Genomic DNA, 22,179 nt, shown 5'->3' on the forward strand with positions numbered 1-22,179 from the left:
ATAGATTCTACTTTTTTATCGAGTGTAATACCTTACATACTGCGTACTAGCAGTAATATACAAACCACTCTTAAGCTGATACATATAACCATTACCAACCTGGAACCTGTCTCCAACCACAGTAAATACTTCTCCTTGACTCACAATAACAGCACGATCATCCCAGTTCGGAGTATTGTACGTCCACAAGGATGGTGTAATAACTTCTACATATCCTTGACCGCTTCCACCACCAGATTTCCGGCTTAATCCAAGCGCCTGAGCAATACCATTCGCATGACCTAAAGCAATACGGTTTAGATAAGCATCTGATTTTAGTTTATTTGCATCCGCTACCGTATCAATGAAGCCATTCTCTGTTAAAACTGCCGACATGCTTGATTCACGCAAGACATGAAAATTTGCGCGTTTTTTCCCGCGATTGTTAAAGTCAACCTGCTTCATAATTTCTGCATGAAGCTTATCACGATAAGTTACCGTGTTATTCGACACACTTCCATTAAAAATATAGTCTTCATAACCAGTGCCGCCGCCAGCATTGATGTGAATAGATACAAAGTAATCAGCACCCCAGCTGTTTGCATCATTTGTACGCTGTGCAAGACTTCGGGTTGTGTCGCTTGTCCTGCTCATACGAATGGTGTGCCCTTCATAGTCACGATTTAGAATGTCTCTAGTTTTTAGCGCAAGAGATAATGTTACATTTTTCTCTTGTAATCCATTTGCAGATGCACCTGGATCTGTTCCGCCGTGTCCTGGATCTAAATAAATTTTTGCCATAATAAAATTCCTCCTTAAAATTTAAACATAAAAAATACGCCCTCAATGGCGCTTGCTTTTCTGACACTCTGTATTCAGTATAATTTTTGAATGATGCCAGTGATGCGATACTTCTGTTTTTCGAACCATTAATACCCTTGAGTGACAAGGTCGTAGCTAATGAAAAACTATCGCTTATCTAATTCAAACGCCTCACCCCCTTTAAAAAGTGTTATACAATAAAATAATCAGCGTAATAAGTGCAAAAAACCATCCGCCCCAATTACGGATGATTTCTAATGTGGAGCTTTTCCCTGCTCCACTGGCTTCCATGATGATAATTTTCCTTTGCAGTTTGCCAATTTCCTCACGCAGACCATTGTATTTTCGTATGGTTTCTCTTGTCTGTTTCATTTCAGTTCGTAGTTCTGTAAAATCTCTGCTTATGTTCATAATGAGCTTGTGCAGTTCCTTATTGGTGTATCCTTTTTCAGCCATATTCTGCCCCCTAGCTGACACCATAAGAAAAGCACCCTTAATGGATGCTTTTCTTATTTACGATTGAATTTTAGTCAATAGCTACAACAAATCTGAGCCATCATTTAAACCGGCAACACCTTTTGTATCTAATCCGGCAAAATTATTACCTGCTCTAACTATATTAGAGCCGCTCGAAATATTTAATGCTATGCTGGCCTTGTAATCTGTTCCCAGATTTCTGCAATTGTTGCCTGTGATGCTGACTCGCTTCACATTAGTAGTGAACCTTAAATGGGAATAGATTTCATCGTTCTTATCTCCATTCACCCCACCGATAGTGTTTCCGGTTATTGTACAAGTATCAACTGCTGTAGCATAGATACCATTTTTTCCTGTTCTTTTCACATTATTATTTGCAATTGTTACATAAGCTGATGAGCCTGAAACTCCAATTCCCTGATCTCCAACTGTATCAATAACATTCGCATCTACTGTGACACTCCAAGCATTTCTGCAAGCTATTCCTGTCTTTTTCGCTCCATAAATTCTATTCCCGATAACCGAACTATCCTCTGTATAATTTAGCAAAATAGCATCACTAATAGACTTAGAACGATCAAGGGTAAGAATATTACCTGATACGTTAATTCCCTTTGCTTTTCCAGTAGACTCTCCATATATTTCTATGGCTCTCCCCGCATCCATTCCTCCAGCGATAACATTCCCAGAGATAAAAGCATTCTCCGCTATTTGGGAACGGCCTGTCTGATTACCCTGCGCATCTTCTGTATGACTATTTAGAGGGTCACCAATCATATTTGTTCGCCAATTGATGCCTGCTTTACAATTTACTAATTTATTATTAGTTATCGAAACATTTTTCCAAGAGTACGCTCTGATAGCAAAGCTTCCAGCGTTCTCAATCACATTGTTTTCGATAGTTATATTCTCATGATAAACTCCTATCGTTGCACTGTGAGAACCTATTGCTCTTGGGATATGGGTTGTTCCTGATGTTGCGCTGTCTCCAAAATAGCAGCCAGTAATCAAAACATTTTTACATGGAGTACTGTCATCTTTTCCTAAAAGTGTCGCGCCAAGTTTACTTAGGTCTATTTGGATAGCTTCGTTTAAAGTATCCGTTCCAACATAACCCAGGAACTTGCAATTAGTAACATAAACATCTCTTGAAGAATTAAATTCGATATGATGCGATCTCGAAACATTTAAAAGAGTAGCATCTTCTATTTTTAAATCATGACTATGTCCGAAACGGAATATCGCTGCTTTACCAGTCTGATTCACACCATTTCCATCCCAGACCCCTCCTTGAATTTTTATATTTCCGTAGCCGTTATACTCAGTAAATTCGGATGGAGGATACGTGGTTTGATTGTTTTTATAACCATTAATCAGTAAATATCCAGGGTGATCCCTGACGATTCTTGTATTCTGTTCTGTTTGTATAATAGTATTACTAAAGATAATTAATTCCTTTGTCATTCTGTACAATCCATTTGGAATATACATTTTTACACCCTGCTCGTTGTCAGCAAAATTTAATATATCTTGAAATACTTGTGTATCATCTGTCACTCCGTCTCCTGCTGCACCCATATCTTTCACATTAAACACCGGTAATCCTGTTAAATCATTAGTTGTTACCATAATAAACACCCTCTCTGAAAATATAAATTTTAGTCTGCTAATAGTTCCTAAAGAATTTGCTTTATCAGCTACTCCAGTTTTGTTAAATTAACAACATGCTACAAAACACAATAAATCGTTTTTTTTAATATTTAAGAGCAGCTTCATTCGATTGGACTAACTGCTCTTTTTATTAAGCATTTGGCGGCCAAATAGGAACATAAATTCCATCCAGCCTTACGTATGATGCATCTCCCCGTGCTTCTTCACTCCAATAATACATTTGCATTTCACCATTCGGCCGAACAATTACTTTGTACACTTCACCAAGTGTATTTCCCGGGACTAAAAAATGAAGAGAAAACATTGGGCTCATATGATCAGGAAGTTGTAGAAATGGTTTATTAGGATCTCCGCCTTTAATGCTGCCAATCATATACAATGTATTATTGGGCATATGCCATACTCTTGCCAGAGAAGAACCAGATGTACCATAATCATCCCATCCATTAATTAAATATGGCTTTAATCTCTCATGATTCCCTGGATGATATTCATACTCTGATAATTCATCTGAACGTAATTTATTGATGACCCCTAATGGTTTCAAAGCTTCATTAACGGATGGTTCAATTTGATCTGGATCAGGGCCAACAAAGAGAAAATCAAGCATTTCTCTTTCTGTTTTTCCTCTATCGTCAGAAAATCTATTTACCGTGGTGCCATGATAAACTGTCTGAGCGCTCCCGCCTCCATCCAGCATATAGGCAAATTGCATATCCATATCTAAGAATATCCTTAAAACATCCCGCACTGTCATTCCTCTTTCAGCTGCCCTGCGACCCTCGCAGGTTAAAAAGTAAATATCGCCAGAGCTGTCTTGAGCAATAGCTTGTCTAGGATGACGCTCATTAAACATATCTCTTGAATCCAATATAGAGTCACTTACTTTAGAGCCATCTTCTATCATTGGAATAAATGCAGTTAAGGCATTATTAAAACCATCATTCAGTATAGTTTGTGCATCTGTTGATGGAGGATATGATTTCAATGTGTTATCATCACCAATTGCCAGAATATGATTGTAAGGCTGCTTACTTAGTTCTTGTTGAATTTCTCCATTATGAATACTGGTTCCTACTACCCGATAGGTGTTTGTACTGTAGGTTGAACAATTGGTAACTAAAGTTGAAGCGTTTCTAGCTGCAAAAGACCTTGGAGATTCTAATTCTTCACTGCCATAACTATCTTTACTAAATCCCCTTTTCAGCTTTATCAAATTCCCGTCAGAATCTTCTTTGGGAATTTTTGTAATAAAATACGTATTGTTCGTTTCACTATCTTTTAGTCTTTCTACTGTTACTTCATTGTAGAATACATCAGACTGCATAACTGCCATAATAAATTCCTCCTTAGAAATGGGATATAATTTTGTATTAAATAAGCAGCTCATCCATTTGGACCAGCTGCTTATTTAATCAATTGATTATTCTGTAAAACCTGTTTTTGCTGCTTACCTTTCCAGGTAATATAGTTGTTCTTAAACCATGTCCAAATACTTACAATGGTTGTTAAGCCTAAAGCAATTGCCTCTTCGCTAAAAACCGGGATAGCATTTAAACCAGCCTGCTCCAGCCAGACATTTATCCAAACGATTATTAATGCTAGTGTCCTTACGATGGTTCCTTTATCCATTTGTCTATCATCCTCCCCAAATATTGGTCACCGCCACACCAATAACACCAGCTACCACAGCTGTGATTAGTGCTGTAATAAAAGCACCTGATATTTTACATCTTATCCAATTTGTATCATCCTGAATAGCAGATAATGTTTTTTGCTCATTCTCAATTTGACTATCCTGCCTGATATCGTTACGTTGTAAACCTTCCACGTCTTTTTTCATCAGATGATAATTACTTTTTAATTCATTAACATCTTGCTGCACTCTATCTTTCCATGCATTCATATCTCCTATTTCCTCTTGTCGTAGCATCATCGACCCCCTGCTAGTTCAGACATAAAAAGGGCAGCCAATATGTGTGCTAATCTCATAAAAATAACCTTTTCGGCTAGAAAATTGATTATTATAATCTTTCAAACCATAAAAAAGACACCTCATTATAAGATGCCTCATTTAAATTCCCCCTTATTTCTAATTAATAAATCTAATAATCCTAAAGTTTAAGGATACAAATTCATTATTCAACATTTTTTTACATTTTTAATTCTATATCCTCAATAATTTATGGAACAGATCAGCAAAGGAGTTGATAGAGTAAATTGAAAGGGGGCGAGATAAAAGTTCAGAAAATATACTTCACTTTCTGAGGCTTGTTCTCACCCCCTCCCTATTACCACATTGACATGACAAGAGGAAAATTAAAGCATAAAAAATAACGCTTATTCAGCGTTTTCCTCTTTGCCTTCTAATTCTTGTTCTCTAGCTGTCAGTTGTTCGATAACTTTATCTTTAATAAGTGCAGGAATGCGGTTTTCCATGCCTGCCATAAAATAATCCATTAACGGGATATCAACCCTGCCATCGACATTTAAATATTCGTTATCGATTCCATCTCTAGGTCCAGATCCCCGAAATGTTACCAGTCTTACCTGTTCGCCATTCCGTTCAACATTTTTAGAACTTTGCTCTGTAAAAGTATAATTATTCATCACTGTCAATCTCCTCCTCTTTGTTTTCTTCATTAGCAATTTCGAAAGCTTCTGCAAGAATAAAATGTGCTTCTGCCTGCTGTCCAGATAATTCCTTATCAAAATCACTCACTAACTTTTCAACTGTTTTAAGTGCTAATTCAAGATTGTTATCATCTAGTACAAAATATTCTTCAAATAAAGCTTTATGGGCTTCGTTAAACTCTTTCTTCTCTTTGATTATCGGCTGTCCATTATCAAGAAAGATAATCTCACCTCGATTATCCAATTTTGCATAGTCTTTTAAGAGACTTACCTCTTCTTCCCGGATTTCTTTATCCTTTTCAGTCAATGCTTTAACAATACGCATACGGTGTACATTTTTCTTCCCTTTAACTGATACTGTATTCTGTAAAAAGTCTGCTGCATTTCGCAGGTCCTTGTTTTGTAATTTGATCATGCTACCAACTCCTCTAATTCTTTTACTCTATCTTCTAATTGGGTTACTTTATTTTTAAGAGCTTGATACTCAATGTGCTGCCAATTGATTTCTTCGTTTAGTTTTACGTCAATTTCCTGCACGCTTTTTATCAACGGAATAGTGAACTGCTCATACTTAACTCCAAAATATCCATCTTCATCCAGCGTTAAGATAGAGTGTTTAGTGTGCTCTATGCCGTATGATTCCAGAGCAGGAAGCAATTGTTGGGCTATTACGCCTAATTGTATAGGTTTATACCCTAAATCGTTACTAGCCTGTTTAAAATTGAACGTTTTAGTCTCTACCCGATTTATAAAGTCTAGACCTAAAGGATTGTCTGAAATATTCTCTTTAAGCCGCTCATCAGAACTGACGTTTGGAGAGTTAGAAAGGTAAAGCTGTTGAAATCTCCAACTAGGCCTACCTAAAGCGTGATTTTCCGCTGAATGTGTACCTCGAAAATGCATAAGACCATTTGTATAGGTCAGCTCAGCAGTGAATCCTCTTGAGCTGTATCCCGAAACAGCGCTACGCAGCACGATACTTTCTGTAGAATAGATAGAATTTACATATAATCTTTGGAAGTGCTGTCCAGTTGCCCCTAAGTCGTAGTTATAAGTGCCGGAATTTATGCCTCTTAACACTTTTCGATTTCCTCGTATGTCAAACATAAATCCCCACTCAAAAGCTGTCGCACTATTCCTTACATCGAACCGATGCCCCACAACTGAGTTACCAATGCCATCTTCATGGTATCTTTGCATTCTATTAGCGATAAATCCGGAAAAGTTATCCTGATCTCTTGGGTTTACTGCGTCATTTGTGCTTGCAGTACCTAAAAAAGCAAAAGGTAAGGTATCGTTAATCGACCTACCTACACCTAATCCCGCAGTACCTCTCAAATTACCAGAATAATAAATCCTGTTACCGAAATGAGTAAACTCTATATCTGCTCCATTACCAAGCTTGAAGTTAGCGTTTTGCATCGTAAGACTACCAGTGTTTAAGTTTAAGTCCATATTGTTATTACTACTATTTAATCTACCAGCTGTTACTGTTCCTAGATTTGCTGATATAGCTGCCAAGTTAGCTGCGTTAATTTTGTCTGCATTTACGCTGGCTATCTTCGCATTGGTAATAGCCGCATTCTCGATTTGAGCCGTGCCGATGATCGCTGTTCCAAGCTTCGCTCGTGTGATAGCACCATTTGCGATATGAGCGTTTTGGATAATAGCGTCATCAATCAAAGTTAAGCCATCAAGGTGGATAAGGTTACCACTTATGCGAATTCCTTCTTTTTTAAGGTTGATTTCAGACACAATCCCGTCAACGTCTACCTTAACTTCAAGTTCGTCGGCTAATTGAGTGATAGAAGATTCAGTTGTACTCATTCTTTTATTTAATTCATCCTGCGAAACTCTGTAATCACTTGGTATAGTACCGAATTCCAACTGAACATGCTCAACTTCCAGCCTACCAGTTGACGTTAATTCAAATACAAAATTATTGTTACCATTTTTAGTTACTTTAAAATACTTCGTTTCAAAATTACTCCCAAATGTTTCAGATGAAGAATTTACGCCAGTACCAAACCTAGTCCTCATTGTCCCAATTCCCGATACTGTTCTAGCTTTTACTTGAGCTACTAAATTTCTATTATTATCTATCCCCCCACCTATGCCTATCTTAAGAAATGAAGGATTAGAGTTTGATGACTTTTCAATTATTAAATTACCATTCTCTTGAGTTACTATATTCCCTGCACTTACTCCGTTTTGAAAGTTCCATTCAGTTAATCCTTTACTAAAATCACTGTTGGTTAGCAGGTTAACCGAACCAATCTCAATGGTACTAACAGTCTGCTCTATACCCTCTGCAAAATTACGAACATCAGCAAGAGACTGCCTTATATTGCCGGTCTCTTGGTCGTATATTGTTTTAGTGACACGCTCGTTAATTTCTTCAGACATGACGTTAATACGTGCTTGAGCGCTAGTAATATCACCTTCAATATCGATAATTGACTCGGCTTGGATTCTGACTTCCCGGCTGTTTTGCTCTATCAGTGTACTATGATGTTCTTGGACAGATAGGATGTCTTCGGGAGCTGGTTGCCAACCAGTCTTTTTATTTCCTTCCTCAAGCTGTAAATCCCATACTTCAACAACAAAAGATTCACTATAACTCGGACGATTGGGCTGTAAATAAAATGGGTGATTGTTATTTTCAACAGCATTGATACTGGTTGTAAAATAAATTACATATTCATGCTCGTCAGCACTATTATTATAATTTATGTCACCACTGTTCCAGCCATTAGGAGTATCAAGAAGCACACCATCTTTATAAACTTTTTCAATACTTGATTGCGCATTTCTATGACCAGCAATAGTGTATACTGTCCCACTGACTTTTTTAACTTTAAAAGAAACAACGTATTCAGTACTGTTTTTAAACTGTGTTCTATCAATATATAATCCAGCATTTGTACTACCGTTAGCGTTGGCGAGAGTGTATTTATAACCATCCCGAGTCATTGAACCAGCAGACCACTTTTTCACCGCATTTATAGATGCTAAATTCCTGCTGCTAATCTCAATACCATCAATAGCATCTCTTACAAAGGTTTCACTAACCTTACTCTGCAAACCTTCATCCAGTATTTCTAGCCATGTTTCATGACCTCTTATTTCGCCATTAATACGATTGATTTCAGTGCTATCAGCTTTAAATTCAAGACCTCGTTCAGTCTCATCAATACGGACACTATACTCTCGTAAAATATCTTCCGTTTCGTCAGCGCGGCTGATTAAGTCGGCAGCTCTTTGATTAAGATCTGTAACCCTGTCATCGAGTAAATCTGTACGGATATCTAACTCTCCCATGATTCCATCCCACGCAGACTGTATTTCTTCATCTGTATAAATTCGAACTTGTTGATGGATCAAGTCTTTGGCCTCTTGAGATATCTGGTCAAAATCAATACCATTCTCGCCTATAATATCACTTATTCGATGGAGTTCACGCATTCTTTCTGCGATTTCTGGCCCCCAAAGTATATCTTCATCCATAATCCGTTGAGTAGCCGCTCGAACCTGCACACTCCAATCAGACGATCTTCCATGATAATTAACCGCTCTCACTCGGTAATACCATACCTCATCTGTAGCGACAGTATGTGCAAATGCACTTACATCACCACGCCATAAAAGGTGTTGGATATCCGGTACAAAATCCTCTGTACGGCTTCCATATACCTCATAATATTTAATAAACATTTCATCAGCATATTGCCAGTACAGCTGGATAACTTCAAACCCTCCATATGATTCCAGATCTACTGGTGTGCTTGGCTTTCGGTCAGGGAAGCTATTTTCATCAATTCTAGCGCTTGGAGGACGGCTTTTTATCTCTTCTACTTCACGTTCCAAGTTATCGAGACGATTATCTCCTAAGTCCAAAAACTGCCCCATCTCCACAACCATCGTACCTTCAATGTCCATCAGGTCATATTCCATAGCTATTACTCTAGCCTGGATTTCTATTGGTCTGGCAAACTTGCGATCAATCGCCTGACATGTATCGCCTAAGTTAACTTTTTCATTGAATAATTCAACAGATAAACGGTAATTTACTTCCGGCTTCTTTGCTTTTTGCAGCGACTCCCATGTCGCATACAACAGCTCTGAAGGCTCTTCATAATCCTGGTTACTATAGGTTCCATCACGATGTCTTTTTTTACCTTCTTCTAAAATTCCATACTTATCTAGTGCATCAGGGTCTCCAACCCATTTTTGACCTAATGGCTTATCCACAGGATCTCCTCGATCTGCCCGCCACTCCACATCACCAAAATCAATATACCTGGTGCTATCATCATTTTCTGTTTTCAAGCTGGCCCCTTGTCCATATAATGCCGTCTTTGGATAAGAAAGAACTGTTCTGCCTATTTCAGTAGTATTGTGGTCAATTTCAAATCGTTGCCCATTCTCTGCTCCCAAACGTTGAAGAATCTTGACATAACAACCAGTAATTTTATTCGTTGTCTCGTCAAAATTCACGATATCCTTAAACTCCCCGCCCCAAGTCTCAATGGTTTCCCAAATTGCTTCCATGCTGGATATATAATAAAAACTGACAGTTGCTCTACCTAGTTCCACTTCAACACTTGTTTGCCAGCGCGTACCTTCTACAGCAGCTGCTAATACAACGTCTGCTGTCTGGTTCACAAATTGTCGATCTACTACAATATGCTCATTTAGTTCAGCTAAAAAAGCAGGCTCGCATGTTGCTATAGTTACCGGACCATCTATATCATTACTATCATCTACTTCTTTTATATTCATTAAACGCCAGTCGCCTTCGTGGTCTTTAAACATTACTTTATTTTCTTCTTTAACATGCTCGGCAACCTTCTGGTCAGATTCAACGGTAAAAGAAAAGGGCTCTGTCGGAATACTATTTACCTCAATTCGGTAAAGTGCTTCGACAAGCCCTGTATCTTCAGATATGATTGTTAAAAGTTGTTCATCTTGAGAAAATACGAATAATTCCATAGGTTCACTCCTTTCCATCAGGGTATTTACTCGTTTGTTTCAAATTCAATAATTTAGAGCTGTAATATACCATGAGTAAAATTAACTTATAAAAGGCTAAAACATTTCTGAAAATACATAATCGAATTTCACTAAAAATACCTCTCATCATACTTCAAAATACAATTATGACTTGCTCTCACCTGCAAATTTCCAGGACTCAACAGCTCATAATTTGTTTTAAGCCTAATAGCTTGTCTCAAATCCCTGCCATTAAGCCATACTTCCCTACCCTCGTACTTGATAGTCAGACGATCTCCTTCTATAAAATCATAGCCAAGCAGAAGATAAATCCCCTGATTTGTGATTAACTCAAATTCATTTGTATTACGAGTAAATACCGCTTCAACAGTCCATGGTGCTTTATCCTGACCAGTAATAGTATAATTTGTATTTGAAGAACTTATATTAATCGTTTTTTCTTCTCCAATCCGACGTCCATCAGGAAGATAAAAATTAATTTCACCAGTAGCACTATAGGGACGTTCATCTAGCTCCATTGATTCATAATAAGCCAGATAATAACGATTTGGAATATCTTTAAAACCCAATTTTTTAGGATCTTCGTGAATAAGCCAATCGGATAATTCCTCTTTTAATTCTTCAATACGTTTATTCGGACTGATTATTTTTATAGGTACAGTGAATGTAAAACCCGTAAATCGTTTCTTTACAACACGGCTCCCTCCTTTTGAATAATCAATTGTATCAAATTCAATAGGCGGAGAAGGAGGCCGGAATAACTCCCGCCTCACCCGGATATAGCTTTTACTTTCTCCATTGAAAATCATGCCATGCCTCCTCTCGGTCTGTATTGCTTACGGTTATTTTGTCTTGCTTGTAAATGCGTGATATCATCAACTATTTCTCTGGCAATTTTCTTCGTTCCAACATAAATATCCATGATAACAGGCTGCTTACTTTCTTCCTCGTTATTCTTAACCAGCCACTTTCTATTCTCATCAATTACTTGTGTAGTTGATGCTTGAGTGGATAGATTGCCAAGGGATACAGACGCTCCCCTCAACCGGTTAGTAATCTCAGGATTCATTTCATCAGCCAAATCCTCTGTTAAAGAACGCATTTCTTTTAAAGGCTTACCGCTTCCCTGCTTAATATTTTTAGCAAGCGAATTGGTAATACCCGGGTACATAATATCCTTTAAAGGTCCCTCTTTTGCAGGAGAGAATGGAAGGAAATCACGTATTTTTTGTACTACATTTCCAATAGCACCCTTTACTTTTTCAACATTCTCCTTAATACCATCAGCTATACTGCCAACAATATTTTTTCCAGCATTAAAGAAATCAGTTGCTTTTTCCTTAACGCCATTAATTCCTTCTCCAATAATATTTTTGGCAGCGTTATAAATGTCCTTCCCTTTATCAATAATGCCGCCTGCTAAATCTGTTACCAGTCCCCAGCCGGCCGACACAACATTACTAATCATTTGTGTAATTCCGCCTATTAATGCAGTGATTAACTGAACACCTGCATTTAACAGCTGTGGGAGCAATTGAATAATAGCTCCTGCTAACTGAAGTATTAATTGGATACCCGCACTTAACAATTGTGGAACAATAGAGATAATTCCTTGTATTAAGGCCATTAATATTTGTATACCAGCATTTATTAATTCTGGAAGTAAGCCGATAAATGCACTTACCAGCTCCAGCAGTAACTGGATACCTGCATTTATCAATTGAGGTACTATACTTACTATTCCATCTATTAATGCAAATAGAATTTGAATTCCGGCATTTAATAGTTCAGGTAAAAGACCAATAATTGCCTGAACTAATGCCAGGATAATGTTGAGACCAGCTTCTATTAACTGTGGAAGGATCTGGATGATGCCATTAATTAAGGCTGTTAAAATCTGCATACCTGCATCTAAAATTACTGGTAGATTCGTAATAACAGCCTCTACTAAAGCCATGATTATCGTGATTGCCGCTTCAATTAAAGCTGGTATCAAGATGATTATTCCATCTATTAACGCAGTTAATATTTGTATACCGGCTTCGATAATTAGTGGCAAATTTTCAATTAAAGTCGTTACAATAGTCATTAATAAAAGAAGAAAAACCTCTATAACCAGTGGCAGCACAGTTGTAATCGTATCGATTAAAGTCATAATAATTGTTAAATAAGTCTCTATTAGCATTGGTAATGCGGTAACAATTGCTTCTATTAACGTAGTTATGATCGTAATACCTATTTCCAAAATCAGTGGTATCATCGTGATTACTACCTCTAATAATGTTGTGAAAAGCTGTAGCCAGGTTTCTATCAGTAAAGGCAGTGCGATAACGATTGCTTCTATTAATGTAGTTATAATCGTAATACCCATTTCCAAAATTAATGGTATCACCGTGACAACTACTTCTAATAATGTTGTAAAAAGCTGTAACCAGGTCTCTATCAGTAAAGGCAGCGCTACAACGATTGCTTCTATTAATGTAGTTATAATCGTAATACCTATTTCCAAAATCAATGGTATGATCATGACGACTACTTCTAATAATGTTGTGAAAAGCTGCAGCCAAGTTTCTATCAGTAAAGGTAATGCTGATACCAAACCGGTTATTAAATTTGTAATCACTTCAACACCAGCATTGATTAATTCAGGAAGATTTACGGCAAAGGCATCAATGAATCCTACAATCATTTCAGTCCCTTTTTCTATAAAGATAACTGCATTTTCAGCCAGATTAGTTATCAAATTAGAGAGATCTGCTGCAAAATTATTTACCACTTCACCAATAGACATATCGCCTTTAAAAACTCCAAGGATATCGGAAAAAATGGATGTTTGTGCTGCCAGCAATGCAAACCCTTTGATTACCCAGCCAATTGGACTTGCCAATCCAAAAAATGCAGTTGCGATGGTAGTTATTGGACCAATAACAGCGGCAAGCACAGGACCAATATTGATCCGTTCTCTCAATTCCGCAAAAAATTCACTCACGGTTCTTGCTGTGTTACCCAGCCATTCCATAGCAGCATTAAAACCATTTACAGCACCAGCTGCTAAACTGGTTATTAATTCCTGCGTTCTGCCCGCCAGATTAGAAAATGTTTCTCCCGTTGTTTCCGCTACACTACCAAGCCATTGAACAGATGTACTAAAAGCATCTAATGATACATCATACATCTTTTTAGAAACATCAGCGATTTGGCTGCCAAGCATTTTTAGACCTGGACCTAAGTTAATGACAGCGTTTTTGATTGACTCCCAGGCATTTATAAAGAAGTTACGGAAATTCTCATTGGTTTTCCATAAATAAATAATAACTGCTGCTAAAGCAACAACAGCACTGATAATTGCGATGATTGGATGACTGGCGATGACGCCCCAAACAGACTTTGCGGCATTCCCCAATCCTTCCATTCCTTTTTTAAGTGTATTTAAAGTACCTTCTAAGGTTAATGAGCTTGCGGCTACCTGCTGGAATACAGTTACCGCCAAAGGTCCAAAAGCCGTAATCAACTCCTGCATTTTAGGAAGCCCAACACTTTCCAGCATCGAATCTATAGATCCGATAATCGCAGTAATACCACGTACAGTTGCTGATTTCATGTTGTCAATTGAATTAGTCCATGAAGATCCTGCGTCTTTTGCAGCTCCATCAATAGCTCCGAAACTTTCAGTCCCATCCTTTAATGCACTATTCATGACATCCATAAAACTATTTGCAGAGATTTCACCCTGCTGCATTTGATTCGCAACTTCTTCCACGGATTGTCCTGTCGCATCTGCATAGATGCGCAAAGCAGGGATTCCTGCTTCTGTAAGCTGGTTCATGGTATCCATTTGTGCTTTTCCACCGTCAACCATCTGGGCCAAAGATTCCGTAACAGCAGTAAATGCCTCATTTGACCCGTCACCATAGTGACTGACCGCATCCCCCCAGGCAGCAATCGATTCTGTCGCTTTACCTACATCCATATTCGAATTTACAAATCCCTTTACGGCATTTGTGGCAGTGTCAATTCCATAGGTTGTACCACTAATAATTTTTTTCGTGCTATCCAATGCTGTATTAGCCTTCTCAGCGCTTCCTGTTATGGCTGTGATTGTTCGTTCAAATTTCTCCATCGTAGCTATTTCATCAAAAGCCGAATTTACCGAATCCTTCAGCATATCAAATACGCCCGTTTTTTTAGCAATGTCAGAAACAGATTTAGCGATTTTACCTATGCTGAGATTTGCCTTCTCCCCAGTTTTATCTAATTCATCTACTTTATTATTTATATTGTCTAAACCTTGAACAGCCTGTCCATCGTTTAATATAATATTTATAATTACTTTTCCTTCACCATCAGCCATTTACATACTTCACCCCCATGCTTTAAATTTTTCAGCACAGGGGCTCAAGGGCTCTCTAACGGTCATTTACTGTATTAACCGTTGCGCATCTCGGACATTTTATTTCAGCAATGCCCTTTATTTTCCCAATTAATTTATTGCATTTTTTACATCTTATTTCTTTTAGCTTCAATTCCACACCGCCTTTAAAAGGCATTATTCAGGATTTAGCTTATAAGCTTTTTTTGCCTCTTCCACTTGTTTATGATGTTTTGCCGCTCCTTTACCCGATGGCAATTCCATCGTGCGGATCTCGATTACTTCCTTAAACTTCGTATCTTGACGCAGCCCTGCCAATAAAGCTTGAAATTTGTACCAATGCAATTTCCCTTGCGCTTCAAATAAATCAATTCCATAATCTTGATAAAAAGATGCGTAAATGTATTCTGCATCCTGTTTAATGGAATAAACCTTCTTATTGTCTTTCTCCTTATTCATTATTGGCATCGGATTACCATCAATATCAACAGCAGCATTATCTTCCGATTCCTTGCTTATTGTACTTTTAAAAATTGCAAAGAAGACTTCTTCTTGTTTTTCCAAGTCTACATCAAGCGGCTTGCCAAGCAGCATTTCTATGCCTATTTCAATTTGTTCGACATCTGTTAATTCCTCATCATTCAGCATATCAAACAAGCGCAATACGTTATCATAGGCGAGGTTTATCTCATACCTTTCATCATCAATAACGACTATATCATTAATCGGATAGGCCAGATTCAGCATAATCTATCACTACTTTTTCTTCTTGACTGGTTGTTTCTTGTTTTGCTGTAAATATTTCTGCGCTTTTTCCTGTGTAGAATCAGAGAAACCTCTTTCTTTTAATTCATTTTCGAGACCTTCAGCTAACTGTGAATAATAGTGCATGCAGTAAACAAGCGATGGTGTTACTTTATAAATTTTATCAAAGGATCCTTCTCCTAAAATGACGTCATATCCTTTACTTAACGCCTCCTTTACTAATTCCTGATCCTCTTCATTATTTTCAGGTGCGAGTTGTTCTAATTCTTCCTTTAACTTCGGAATTTGATCCCGAAATTTTTTAATTGCCTCATCATCAACAGGAAATTCAAAATTTAATTCTCCAATTTCAATAGGTATGACGGGTTTTTCTGTTTGAATCTTAATTGCCATTACAGTTCATCACCTTTCAAATTTATTAGATAACCTATGAATCAGCTCATCCTTTAACAGATTCATAGATTATCCTATATTTCGTATTTCTCTGAGAAAATAAAATAAGAGAGCGGCTTATTCGTCGCTCTCTTCCTCTTCTCCCGCTCCATCCGATTCTTCTGGATCTTCAGGCTCAGGCTCATTCGGTTCTTCTCCCCCGTTATTCGGGGGATCCTCAGGGAGTAGCTGTGGTCTTTTCAGGACGGCGGTCCCAGCTGATAGAGCATTCAAATACTGCGTACTCTGATGCTTCTCCACCTGTTACTTTAGGATCCTTCACTGTAGCAACTCCGGCAAATTCATCTCCGTTAGTGCGTACTTGTTTAAACATGATTTTTCGACCTGATCCAGTCTCAAATTCCAGACCGGCAATAAACTTCATTGCCTCAATCTCATCGTCATACATACCTTCAAAGGCATATGTTTTTTTCACACTGATAACATCATCCTCTGGTGTACCATCACCATCGTAAAAAGCCATGTCTTCTACTTCTTCTTCCGTATCATCTGTTACGCTGGAAATCCATTTTGCCAGACGCAGCCATTCAACCTCTTCTGTACCATCCTCTGGAACAGCACCTACATAGTATTCTGTTTTCGCATTCTTCTCTCGCCCAAAAAATTGGATGTTTAATTTTAGTAATTCGCTCATAATATTTTAACCCCTTTGTGTATTGTAATTTTTGCAGTAATAGATAATTCATAAATAAAAAATCCCTGCTCATCATATAGAACTAATGCAGGGAAATCATTTATATTGATACTTTGAAATTTGTAACTATCATTTTCGCTTGGCAGATTGTCTAAGCTTTCCAGTTCCTTATAAATACTGGTTAAGCTCTCCAAGCACTCTTGTCGGTCTTTACTTTTAGCTGAAACTTGTATATTGTAATTTTTATCTCTTGTACCGTCGAAATAAATTGTTTCATCAGCACCAGGTATAGAAGTGATTGCTATAGAGTCTTCATCATTCATTACTCCGATAACACTTCGGCTGAACAGATTCATACTATTGATTCGACGGTTTAATTGTTGCATAAAGTCTGCTTTCATCAGTTCTTCATCCTTTTGATGATTTATTCCTTGCCTCTGTTGTAAATTAATTATGCTGTAATACCACATCTTATTTAAGGCCAGCACTTTCATACTATTAATTTTAAATGTAGTTAAACTGCTTCATATAAGTTATCTGCGAGCAGTTTTTATTGCTTATAGGAACAACCATATCAATCCTCCTTTCAAATTATATTTAGTATTTTACAAAACGTGACATCACCTCCTTACAGCATTCAGAATATAATCCTATAAAAAAAGACATCCGTTAATGGATGTCTCATGTTCACCAGCACATTTCTATATAATGATGCCAGGATTTTTTATAAACTTTTCTATGCTATCATATTAGCACCCTTATAATGACATTATCAAGACAGCTTTACGACAGATTCATTTTTCAAATCATTTGGCAGAGACAACAAAAAACCACAAAAATAACTGTTCCTACAGCACCCTTGTGGTTTTACAATGAAATCTGAACTTATAATATGAATTATTTTATATATTTTTCTATACTATCATACTAGCATCTTCATCACGACACTATCAAGACAGCTTTACGACAAGATCTTCTTTTTAAGCTTATAACTGATAAATAAAAACTTAGCGTTTAAAACCTGTACCAGAATAACCTTAACCAATTAACTGCATCATATAATTCAAAATTAGTATCGGTCCATAGATTCTTGTTCAAATAGAAGATGAACTATTACTTTTGTATTAAAAAAACCACGGAAGCAGCTGTTTTTACAGCACTTCTGTGGTTTCCCGATAAAATCTGAACTTATATTATGAATTATATTGGATATTTTTCTATACTATCATATTAGCATCTTCATCATGACACTATCAAGACAGCTTTACGACAAGATCAATTTGCAAAGCTGATAGCCGACACACCGAAAAAGATAACTGGTAAATCTTCTATAGCCTTTTTTAAATAACGGTGTACCGTACGCTCATCAATATTCTCTAACTCTGCAATTTGTGAGATTGTATATTTTGTACTTGATAGATAGCGTTTTTCTAACACGTGATAATATTTTAATTCATTTTCGTTACAGGAGCGCTTATAGGCTTCCATTTTCCCCTGGATAAAGTAAACCATAGAAATTGATTTTCGTTTACTTCGTTTAATAGATTCTATCGACTCCAAACCGATTGTTTCTATATCTAATTCTTGTATGGAAGTTTCGTTAAACTCTTCTAATTCATCCATCAATTCTTCACAATGAAGAACCAGGGCTCTATAATTCTTTAAAAGCAGCTTAATATTATGCAATCGATAATCTTGCTTAGTAATTTCACGTTTCTCCATATCTTCTTTATACGTTTTAATTGCTTGCTCAGAAACAACTTCAGTGATTAATTTTAATTGTTCATCAGTTAAATTCATAGTTATTCTCCCCTCAAATTAGTTTTTATGTTTGATAAAAGTCTTACGAAGAAAAAGTTCAGAATCCCAATTTTTTCCGCTAAATTTACTGTGGAAGTCCAGCAGGGCCTAATTAATATTTAAATTGGTGAAAGCAGCTGAGCTTCCATCATTTCCTTTTAGAACATATACCGTCTTATATCTTCATTCACAGACGATGCTCTTTGCTGGTTAATTTTCTTTTGATTGAGCATTCTGAGATTTTCAAATGCATGATTAAGCTGCTCTATAATAGTATTCTTCAGTTCCCATTGACCACATCCAGCTATTCTTAAAGCTTTTTCATTAATGCTTAGAATCCGGTTGATCTCTTCAATAACATCATCATAGTCTTCTTCCAAAAAATGATCTTTAAGCATTTTTCAATCCCTCCTCAATATAAATAATTTATTTATTTTATGTTCAATTATTTTGAACTTTATAATTAAAAAAATATCTCGGGATTTCACTACTATTAATTTCAAGTATTTCTATAGCTTTTGCAATTTCTTTTTGTTCCCATCCAATTTTTCCATTTAATTTTAGAGCAACTGATTTTTCTGATAGGCCTATTGCTTTTACAAAACTATATTGGCTACCATACTTTTCAATGATTTTGCTATATAAACTCGAGTAATTGAATTTCATAGTATCAACCTCTTCCTCTTGTTCAATTTATTTGAACTTTAGTAAATCCTACCATTTAAATTATTTTTCGTCAATATTAAAGTTCAAATAAATTGAATTTTTCCATTGAATAAAGTTTATACTTTGTATATACTTAAATTATTCTACCAAATCATTTTTTCTTTATATTTGGTTACGTCAGTTATCATTGTTTATTATTTTACATAATCATCATGCAGCTTCTCTGCACACTTAAAATAGAGTATATATTACAAACAGACATAAACGGAAAAATTTTATAAGGGAGATTCTAATTATGCGATTAAGTACTGGAGAGCGGTTAAAACAAATTATGAAAGAAAGAAATTTAAAACAAGTAGACATACTTAACTCAACTAAAAAATACGCTCGTGATAATATCAAAATATCTAAAACTGATCTCAGTCAATATGTAAATGGTAAGACAGAGCCCAGGCAGGATAAATTATATATATTGGCTGAGGCGTTAAATGTAAACGAGGCCTGGCTGATGGGGTATGATACACATAAAGAACGAATTCCTGCTGATAAAAGAGAAGCTGACGAAGACGAAATAGATACGATTGCTGCTCATCATGATGGAGAAGATTGGACAGAAGAAGAATTAGAAGAAATTGAGCGGTTTAAAGCTTATATACGTTCTAAAAGAAATGAGGAATAGTATGTATGAAAAATTATTAAATCACGCCAGTAAATATAATGTAGAGGTTTATGAAAAATCCATGGTTAAGAATGTTAAAGGATTATATGCAGATAATATCATATGGATAAATAAAATTTATTTAAAAACCTCCGCAGACAAAGCGTCCATTTTAGCAGAAGAATTGGGTCACTACCATACTACTGTCGGGGATATAATAGACCAGTCCAAGATTGTAAATCGGAAACAAGAGCTACGTGCCAGAGCCTGGGCTTATGAAAAGACTATTCCTATATCAAAAATTATAGAGGCACATCGGTTAAATTTGAGAAATAAATATGAATTAGCTAATTATCTGGAGGTTACGGAGGCGTTTTTGGAAGCTGCTTTGCAGAGGTATAAGGAGAAGTATGGGCTGTCTGTTTATTATGATAATTATACTGTTTGTTTTGATCCTTTGGGGGTTATTGAGTGGTTTGATTGTAGGGATTTTTGATGAAAAAGAACTAACACTCTCTTTTTGTTAGTATATTAATTTGATTCACTCTTAATCAATTTCTTCTGAACAGATAATGCACTGAGCCACTTGGAAATCCAAGTGGCTCATAAATAATTTGTTAATATCTTTCTATTTCTTTGCTTTCATTACCAATAATGGTATGAGCAGTCTCTAATGCATGTTTTACCGCTAATCCATAGGCAAAAAATTGGGAAGTAGATGCTACTTGCCCTCTTGCATGATTCATTAAGAAATCATTGATAACTTTTTTATATTATCATTATTCCAGATCGATACAATTGATTTAACTAGAATATATTTAATCAATAAAATGTATTACTTTTCTACCTTGTATAGCTTTAATTAAAACTGAATGAAGTATTCATTTCTAGTGTGAGTAAACTCATAACCATGTAACTCTATTTAAACTGTATATCCTTCTCAATCAAACGTTTGAACAATTACTTATTATCCTTTTCATATGCTACTTTCCCCTTGCAAATCGTATATACAATATCCAGCTGATCATTTAACAATACAAAATCAGCATCCTTCCCAGTTTCAATACTCCCCTTTCTATCAAATAGGCCTATTTGTTTTGCCGGATTTACTGAAGTCATCTTCACAATATCCTCAAGCTCTACTCCATCCAATTTCAGCATAATTTTCACTGCATCAATCATCTTCAAAATGCTTCCTGCTAACGAACCATTGTCCAATGTAGCCTGTCCATTTTTCACTTCAACAGGCTGGCCACCCAGCTCATATTTTCCATCTTCCAATCCTTTTGCCCGCATGGAATCTGTAATCATAATAATTCGATCTGATCCAATATTATCAAAGATTAACTGCAGCATTTCTGGTACAACATGGATGCCATCAGAAATTAATTCTGCATGTAAATCCTTTAATTGAAATGCTGCTCCCACTGCTCCAATATCCCTGTGATGTATACCGTTCATAGCGTTGCATAGATGTGTCAGCTGTCTAACACCGAATTGAATAGAATTTTTTATCTGGCCAAAAGATGCATCTGTATGCCCTGCAGAAACATTAACACCGGATTTATATAGTGTTTTTATAAAGTTACCTGTTTTATCATGTTCGGGCGCCATTGTAATTGTTCGGATTTGTCCATTTGCATCTTTTTGCCATGTTAGAAATTTATTTAAATTTGGTTCTGTAATATATTGCATTGGTTGTGCCCCTGCCTTGGATACCTCTACAAATGGTCCTTCCAGATGGACACCAACTAAATCTGCACCTTGGTTTTGTTGATCAACTGTCCATACAGAAACATTTCTTAATGCATTTGATATTTCTTCATCTGATTGTGTGATTGTTGTGGCAAGATAACTTGTAGTTCCTTCTGATGGCAATTTATTTGCAAGGATTTGTAATGCTTCTGGTGTAGCATCCATGATATCAACACCATAACCTCCGTGGATATGGGAATCAATAAAACCCGGGAGCAGTTTTAATTTGTTTTGGGCATCAATAGTCTCTCCCTCAAAATCAGTTAACTCTTCTTGTTTAAGAATTTGTGTTATTTTACCATTCTCTGTCATAATAGATACGTCATGCACAATTTTTTGATATAGATAGGCTTCCTTTACGTTTTTTATAAGTAATTTTGAATTTCCCACTGTCTATTTCCTCCATTCTTTTTTCATGGCTTATGTTTTGTTTTCTCTATTATAACGCTATCACTTGAATAAATGTATTTTTTGTTGTTATTT

The 22,179-nt window shown here is 36.4% G+C and carries 23 protein-coding genes; 2 read left to right on the forward strand and 21 right to left on the reverse strand.

Going from position 1 to position 22,179, the window contains the following annotated elements; all coding sequences use genetic code 11:
- Positions 1–15: 15 nt before the first annotated feature.
- The 19 genes from MKY30_RS02310 to MKY30_RS02395 form a co-directional block, all read right to left on the reverse strand.
- Complete coding sequence (locus MKY30_RS02310; RefSeq protein WP_147209982.1) at positions 16–780, reverse strand: N-acetylmuramoyl-L-alanine amidase; 765 nt, start codon at positions 778–780, stop codon at positions 16–18.
- A gap of 201 nt (positions 781–981) precedes the next feature.
- Positions 982–1,257 (reverse strand): hypothetical protein, encoded by a 276-nt coding sequence (locus tag MKY30_RS02315; protein ID WP_339283147.1) that lies wholly within the window; start codon positions 1,255–1,257, stop codon positions 982–984.
- Positions 1,258–1,338: 81 nt separating this feature from the next.
- A complete protein-coding gene (locus MKY30_RS02320; RefSeq protein WP_341082686.1) occupies positions 1,339–2,907 on the reverse strand; it encodes a right-handed parallel beta-helix repeat-containing protein in 1,569 nt (522 codons plus the stop codon).
- A gap of 172 nt (positions 2,908–3,079) precedes the next feature.
- A complete protein-coding gene (locus MKY30_RS02325) occupies positions 3,080–4,285 on the reverse strand; it encodes a phosphodiester glycosidase family protein (RefSeq protein WP_341082687.1) in 1,206 nt (401 codons plus the stop codon).
- A 71-nt stretch (positions 4,286–4,356) separates the two neighbouring features.
- Positions 4,357–4,581, reverse strand: coding sequence for a phage holin (locus MKY30_RS02330; protein WP_156985096.1), 225 nt, complete (start codon positions 4,579–4,581; stop codon positions 4,357–4,359).
- A 7-nt stretch (positions 4,582–4,588) separates the two neighbouring features.
- A complete protein-coding gene (locus MKY30_RS02335; protein WP_341082688.1) occupies positions 4,589–4,882 on the reverse strand; it encodes a hemolysin XhlA family protein in 294 nt (97 codons plus the stop codon).
- A gap of 407 nt (positions 4,883–5,289) precedes the next feature.
- Complete coding sequence (locus tag MKY30_RS02340; protein WP_341082689.1) at positions 5,290–5,568, reverse strand: hypothetical protein; 279 nt, start codon at positions 5,566–5,568, stop codon at positions 5,290–5,292.
- A complete protein-coding gene (locus MKY30_RS02345) occupies positions 5,552–5,998 on the reverse strand; it encodes a hypothetical protein (RefSeq protein ID WP_147209979.1) in 447 nt (148 codons plus the stop codon). The genes MKY30_RS02340 and MKY30_RS02345 overlap by 17 nt, the downstream gene beginning before the upstream one ends.
- Positions 5,995–10,575: a phage tail spike protein gene (locus MKY30_RS02350; protein ID WP_341082690.1), complete on the reverse strand. Its 4,581-nt coding sequence runs from the start codon at positions 10,573–10,575 to the stop codon at positions 5,995–5,997. The genes MKY30_RS02345 and MKY30_RS02350 overlap by 4 nt, the downstream gene beginning before the upstream one ends.
- Before the next feature lie 131 nt (positions 10,576–10,706).
- Positions 10,707–11,405, reverse strand: a complete 699-nt coding sequence (locus MKY30_RS02355) for a distal tail protein Dit (RefSeq protein ID WP_341082692.1) — start codon at positions 11,403–11,405, stop codon at positions 10,707–10,709.
- Positions 11,402–14,947, reverse strand: coding sequence for a tape measure protein (locus MKY30_RS02360; protein ID WP_341082693.1), 3,546 nt, complete (start codon positions 14,945–14,947; stop codon positions 11,402–11,404). The genes MKY30_RS02355 and MKY30_RS02360 overlap by 4 nt, the downstream gene beginning before the upstream one ends.
- 55 nt (positions 14,948–15,002) lie before the next feature.
- Positions 15,003–15,143: a Com family DNA-binding transcriptional regulator gene (locus tag MKY30_RS24075; RefSeq protein ID WP_077601569.1), complete on the reverse strand. Its 141-nt coding sequence runs from the start codon at positions 15,141–15,143 to the stop codon at positions 15,003–15,005.
- Positions 15,143–15,712 (reverse strand): Gp15 family bacteriophage protein, encoded by a 570-nt coding sequence (locus tag MKY30_RS02365; RefSeq protein ID WP_341082695.1) that lies wholly within the window; start codon positions 15,710–15,712, stop codon positions 15,143–15,145. The genes MKY30_RS24075 and MKY30_RS02365 overlap by 1 nt, the downstream gene beginning before the upstream one ends.
- 9 nt (positions 15,713–15,721) lie before the next feature.
- Positions 15,722–16,123 (reverse strand): hypothetical protein, encoded by a 402-nt coding sequence (locus MKY30_RS02370; protein WP_147209973.1) that lies wholly within the window; start codon positions 16,121–16,123, stop codon positions 15,722–15,724.
- A gap of 217 nt (positions 16,124–16,340) precedes the next feature.
- Positions 16,341–16,817: a phage tail tube protein gene (locus MKY30_RS02375; protein WP_077601566.1), complete on the reverse strand. Its 477-nt coding sequence runs from the start codon at positions 16,815–16,817 to the stop codon at positions 16,341–16,343.
- The gene (locus MKY30_RS02380; RefSeq protein WP_341082698.1) at positions 16,814–17,218 is read right to left on the reverse strand and encodes a phage tail terminator protein; all 405 of its coding nucleotides are present in this window, start codon (positions 17,216–17,218) and stop codon (positions 16,814–16,816) included. The genes MKY30_RS02375 and MKY30_RS02380 overlap by 4 nt, the downstream gene beginning before the upstream one ends.
- Positions 17,219–18,092: 874 nt before the next feature.
- On the reverse strand, positions 18,093–18,617 hold the full coding sequence (locus MKY30_RS02385; protein WP_341082699.1) for a hypothetical protein: 525 nt from the start codon (positions 18,615–18,617) through the stop codon (positions 18,093–18,095).
- Between the two features lie 158 nt (positions 18,618–18,775).
- Positions 18,776–19,015, reverse strand: coding sequence for a hypothetical protein (locus MKY30_RS02390; RefSeq protein WP_341082700.1), 240 nt, complete (start codon positions 19,013–19,015; stop codon positions 18,776–18,778).
- Between the two features lie 43 nt (positions 19,016–19,058).
- Complete coding sequence (locus tag MKY30_RS02395) at positions 19,059–19,283, reverse strand: DUF739 family protein (protein ID WP_341082701.1); 225 nt, start codon at positions 19,281–19,283, stop codon at positions 19,059–19,061.
- 295 nt (positions 19,284–19,578) lie between these two features.
- Between MKY30_RS02395 and MKY30_RS02400 the strand changes: the two genes are divergently transcribed.
- Both MKY30_RS02400 and MKY30_RS02405 read left to right on the forward strand, forming a co-directional pair.
- Entirely contained in the window at positions 19,579–19,962 is a 384-nt protein-coding gene (locus MKY30_RS02400) for a helix-turn-helix domain-containing protein (RefSeq protein WP_147209969.1), read from the forward strand.
- A gap of 1 nt (position 19,963) precedes the next feature.
- The gene (locus tag MKY30_RS02405; protein WP_341082702.1) at positions 19,964–20,437 is read left to right on the forward strand and encodes an ImmA/IrrE family metallo-endopeptidase; all 474 of its coding nucleotides are present in this window, start codon (positions 19,964–19,966) and stop codon (positions 20,435–20,437) included.
- A gap of 121 nt (positions 20,438–20,558) precedes the next feature.
- On the opposite strand, the gene MKY30_RS02410 is transcribed toward MKY30_RS02405, so the two are convergent.
- Positions 20,559–20,687, reverse strand: a complete 129-nt coding sequence (locus MKY30_RS02410) for a hypothetical protein (protein ID WP_281289834.1) — start codon at positions 20,685–20,687, stop codon at positions 20,559–20,561.
- Between the two features lie 214 nt (positions 20,688–20,901).
- Complete coding sequence (gene nagA, locus MKY30_RS02415) at positions 20,902–22,086, reverse strand: N-acetylglucosamine-6-phosphate deacetylase (protein WP_341082704.1); 1,185 nt, start codon at positions 22,084–22,086, stop codon at positions 20,902–20,904.
- Positions 22,087–22,179: the final 93 nt, after the last annotated feature.

The sequence above is a fragment of the Oceanobacillus sp. FSL W8-0428 genome (assembly GCF_038004405.1).
In the GTDB taxonomy this organism is placed as follows: domain Bacteria; phylum Bacillota; class Bacilli; order Bacillales; family Amphibacillaceae; genus Oceanobacillus; species Oceanobacillus sojae.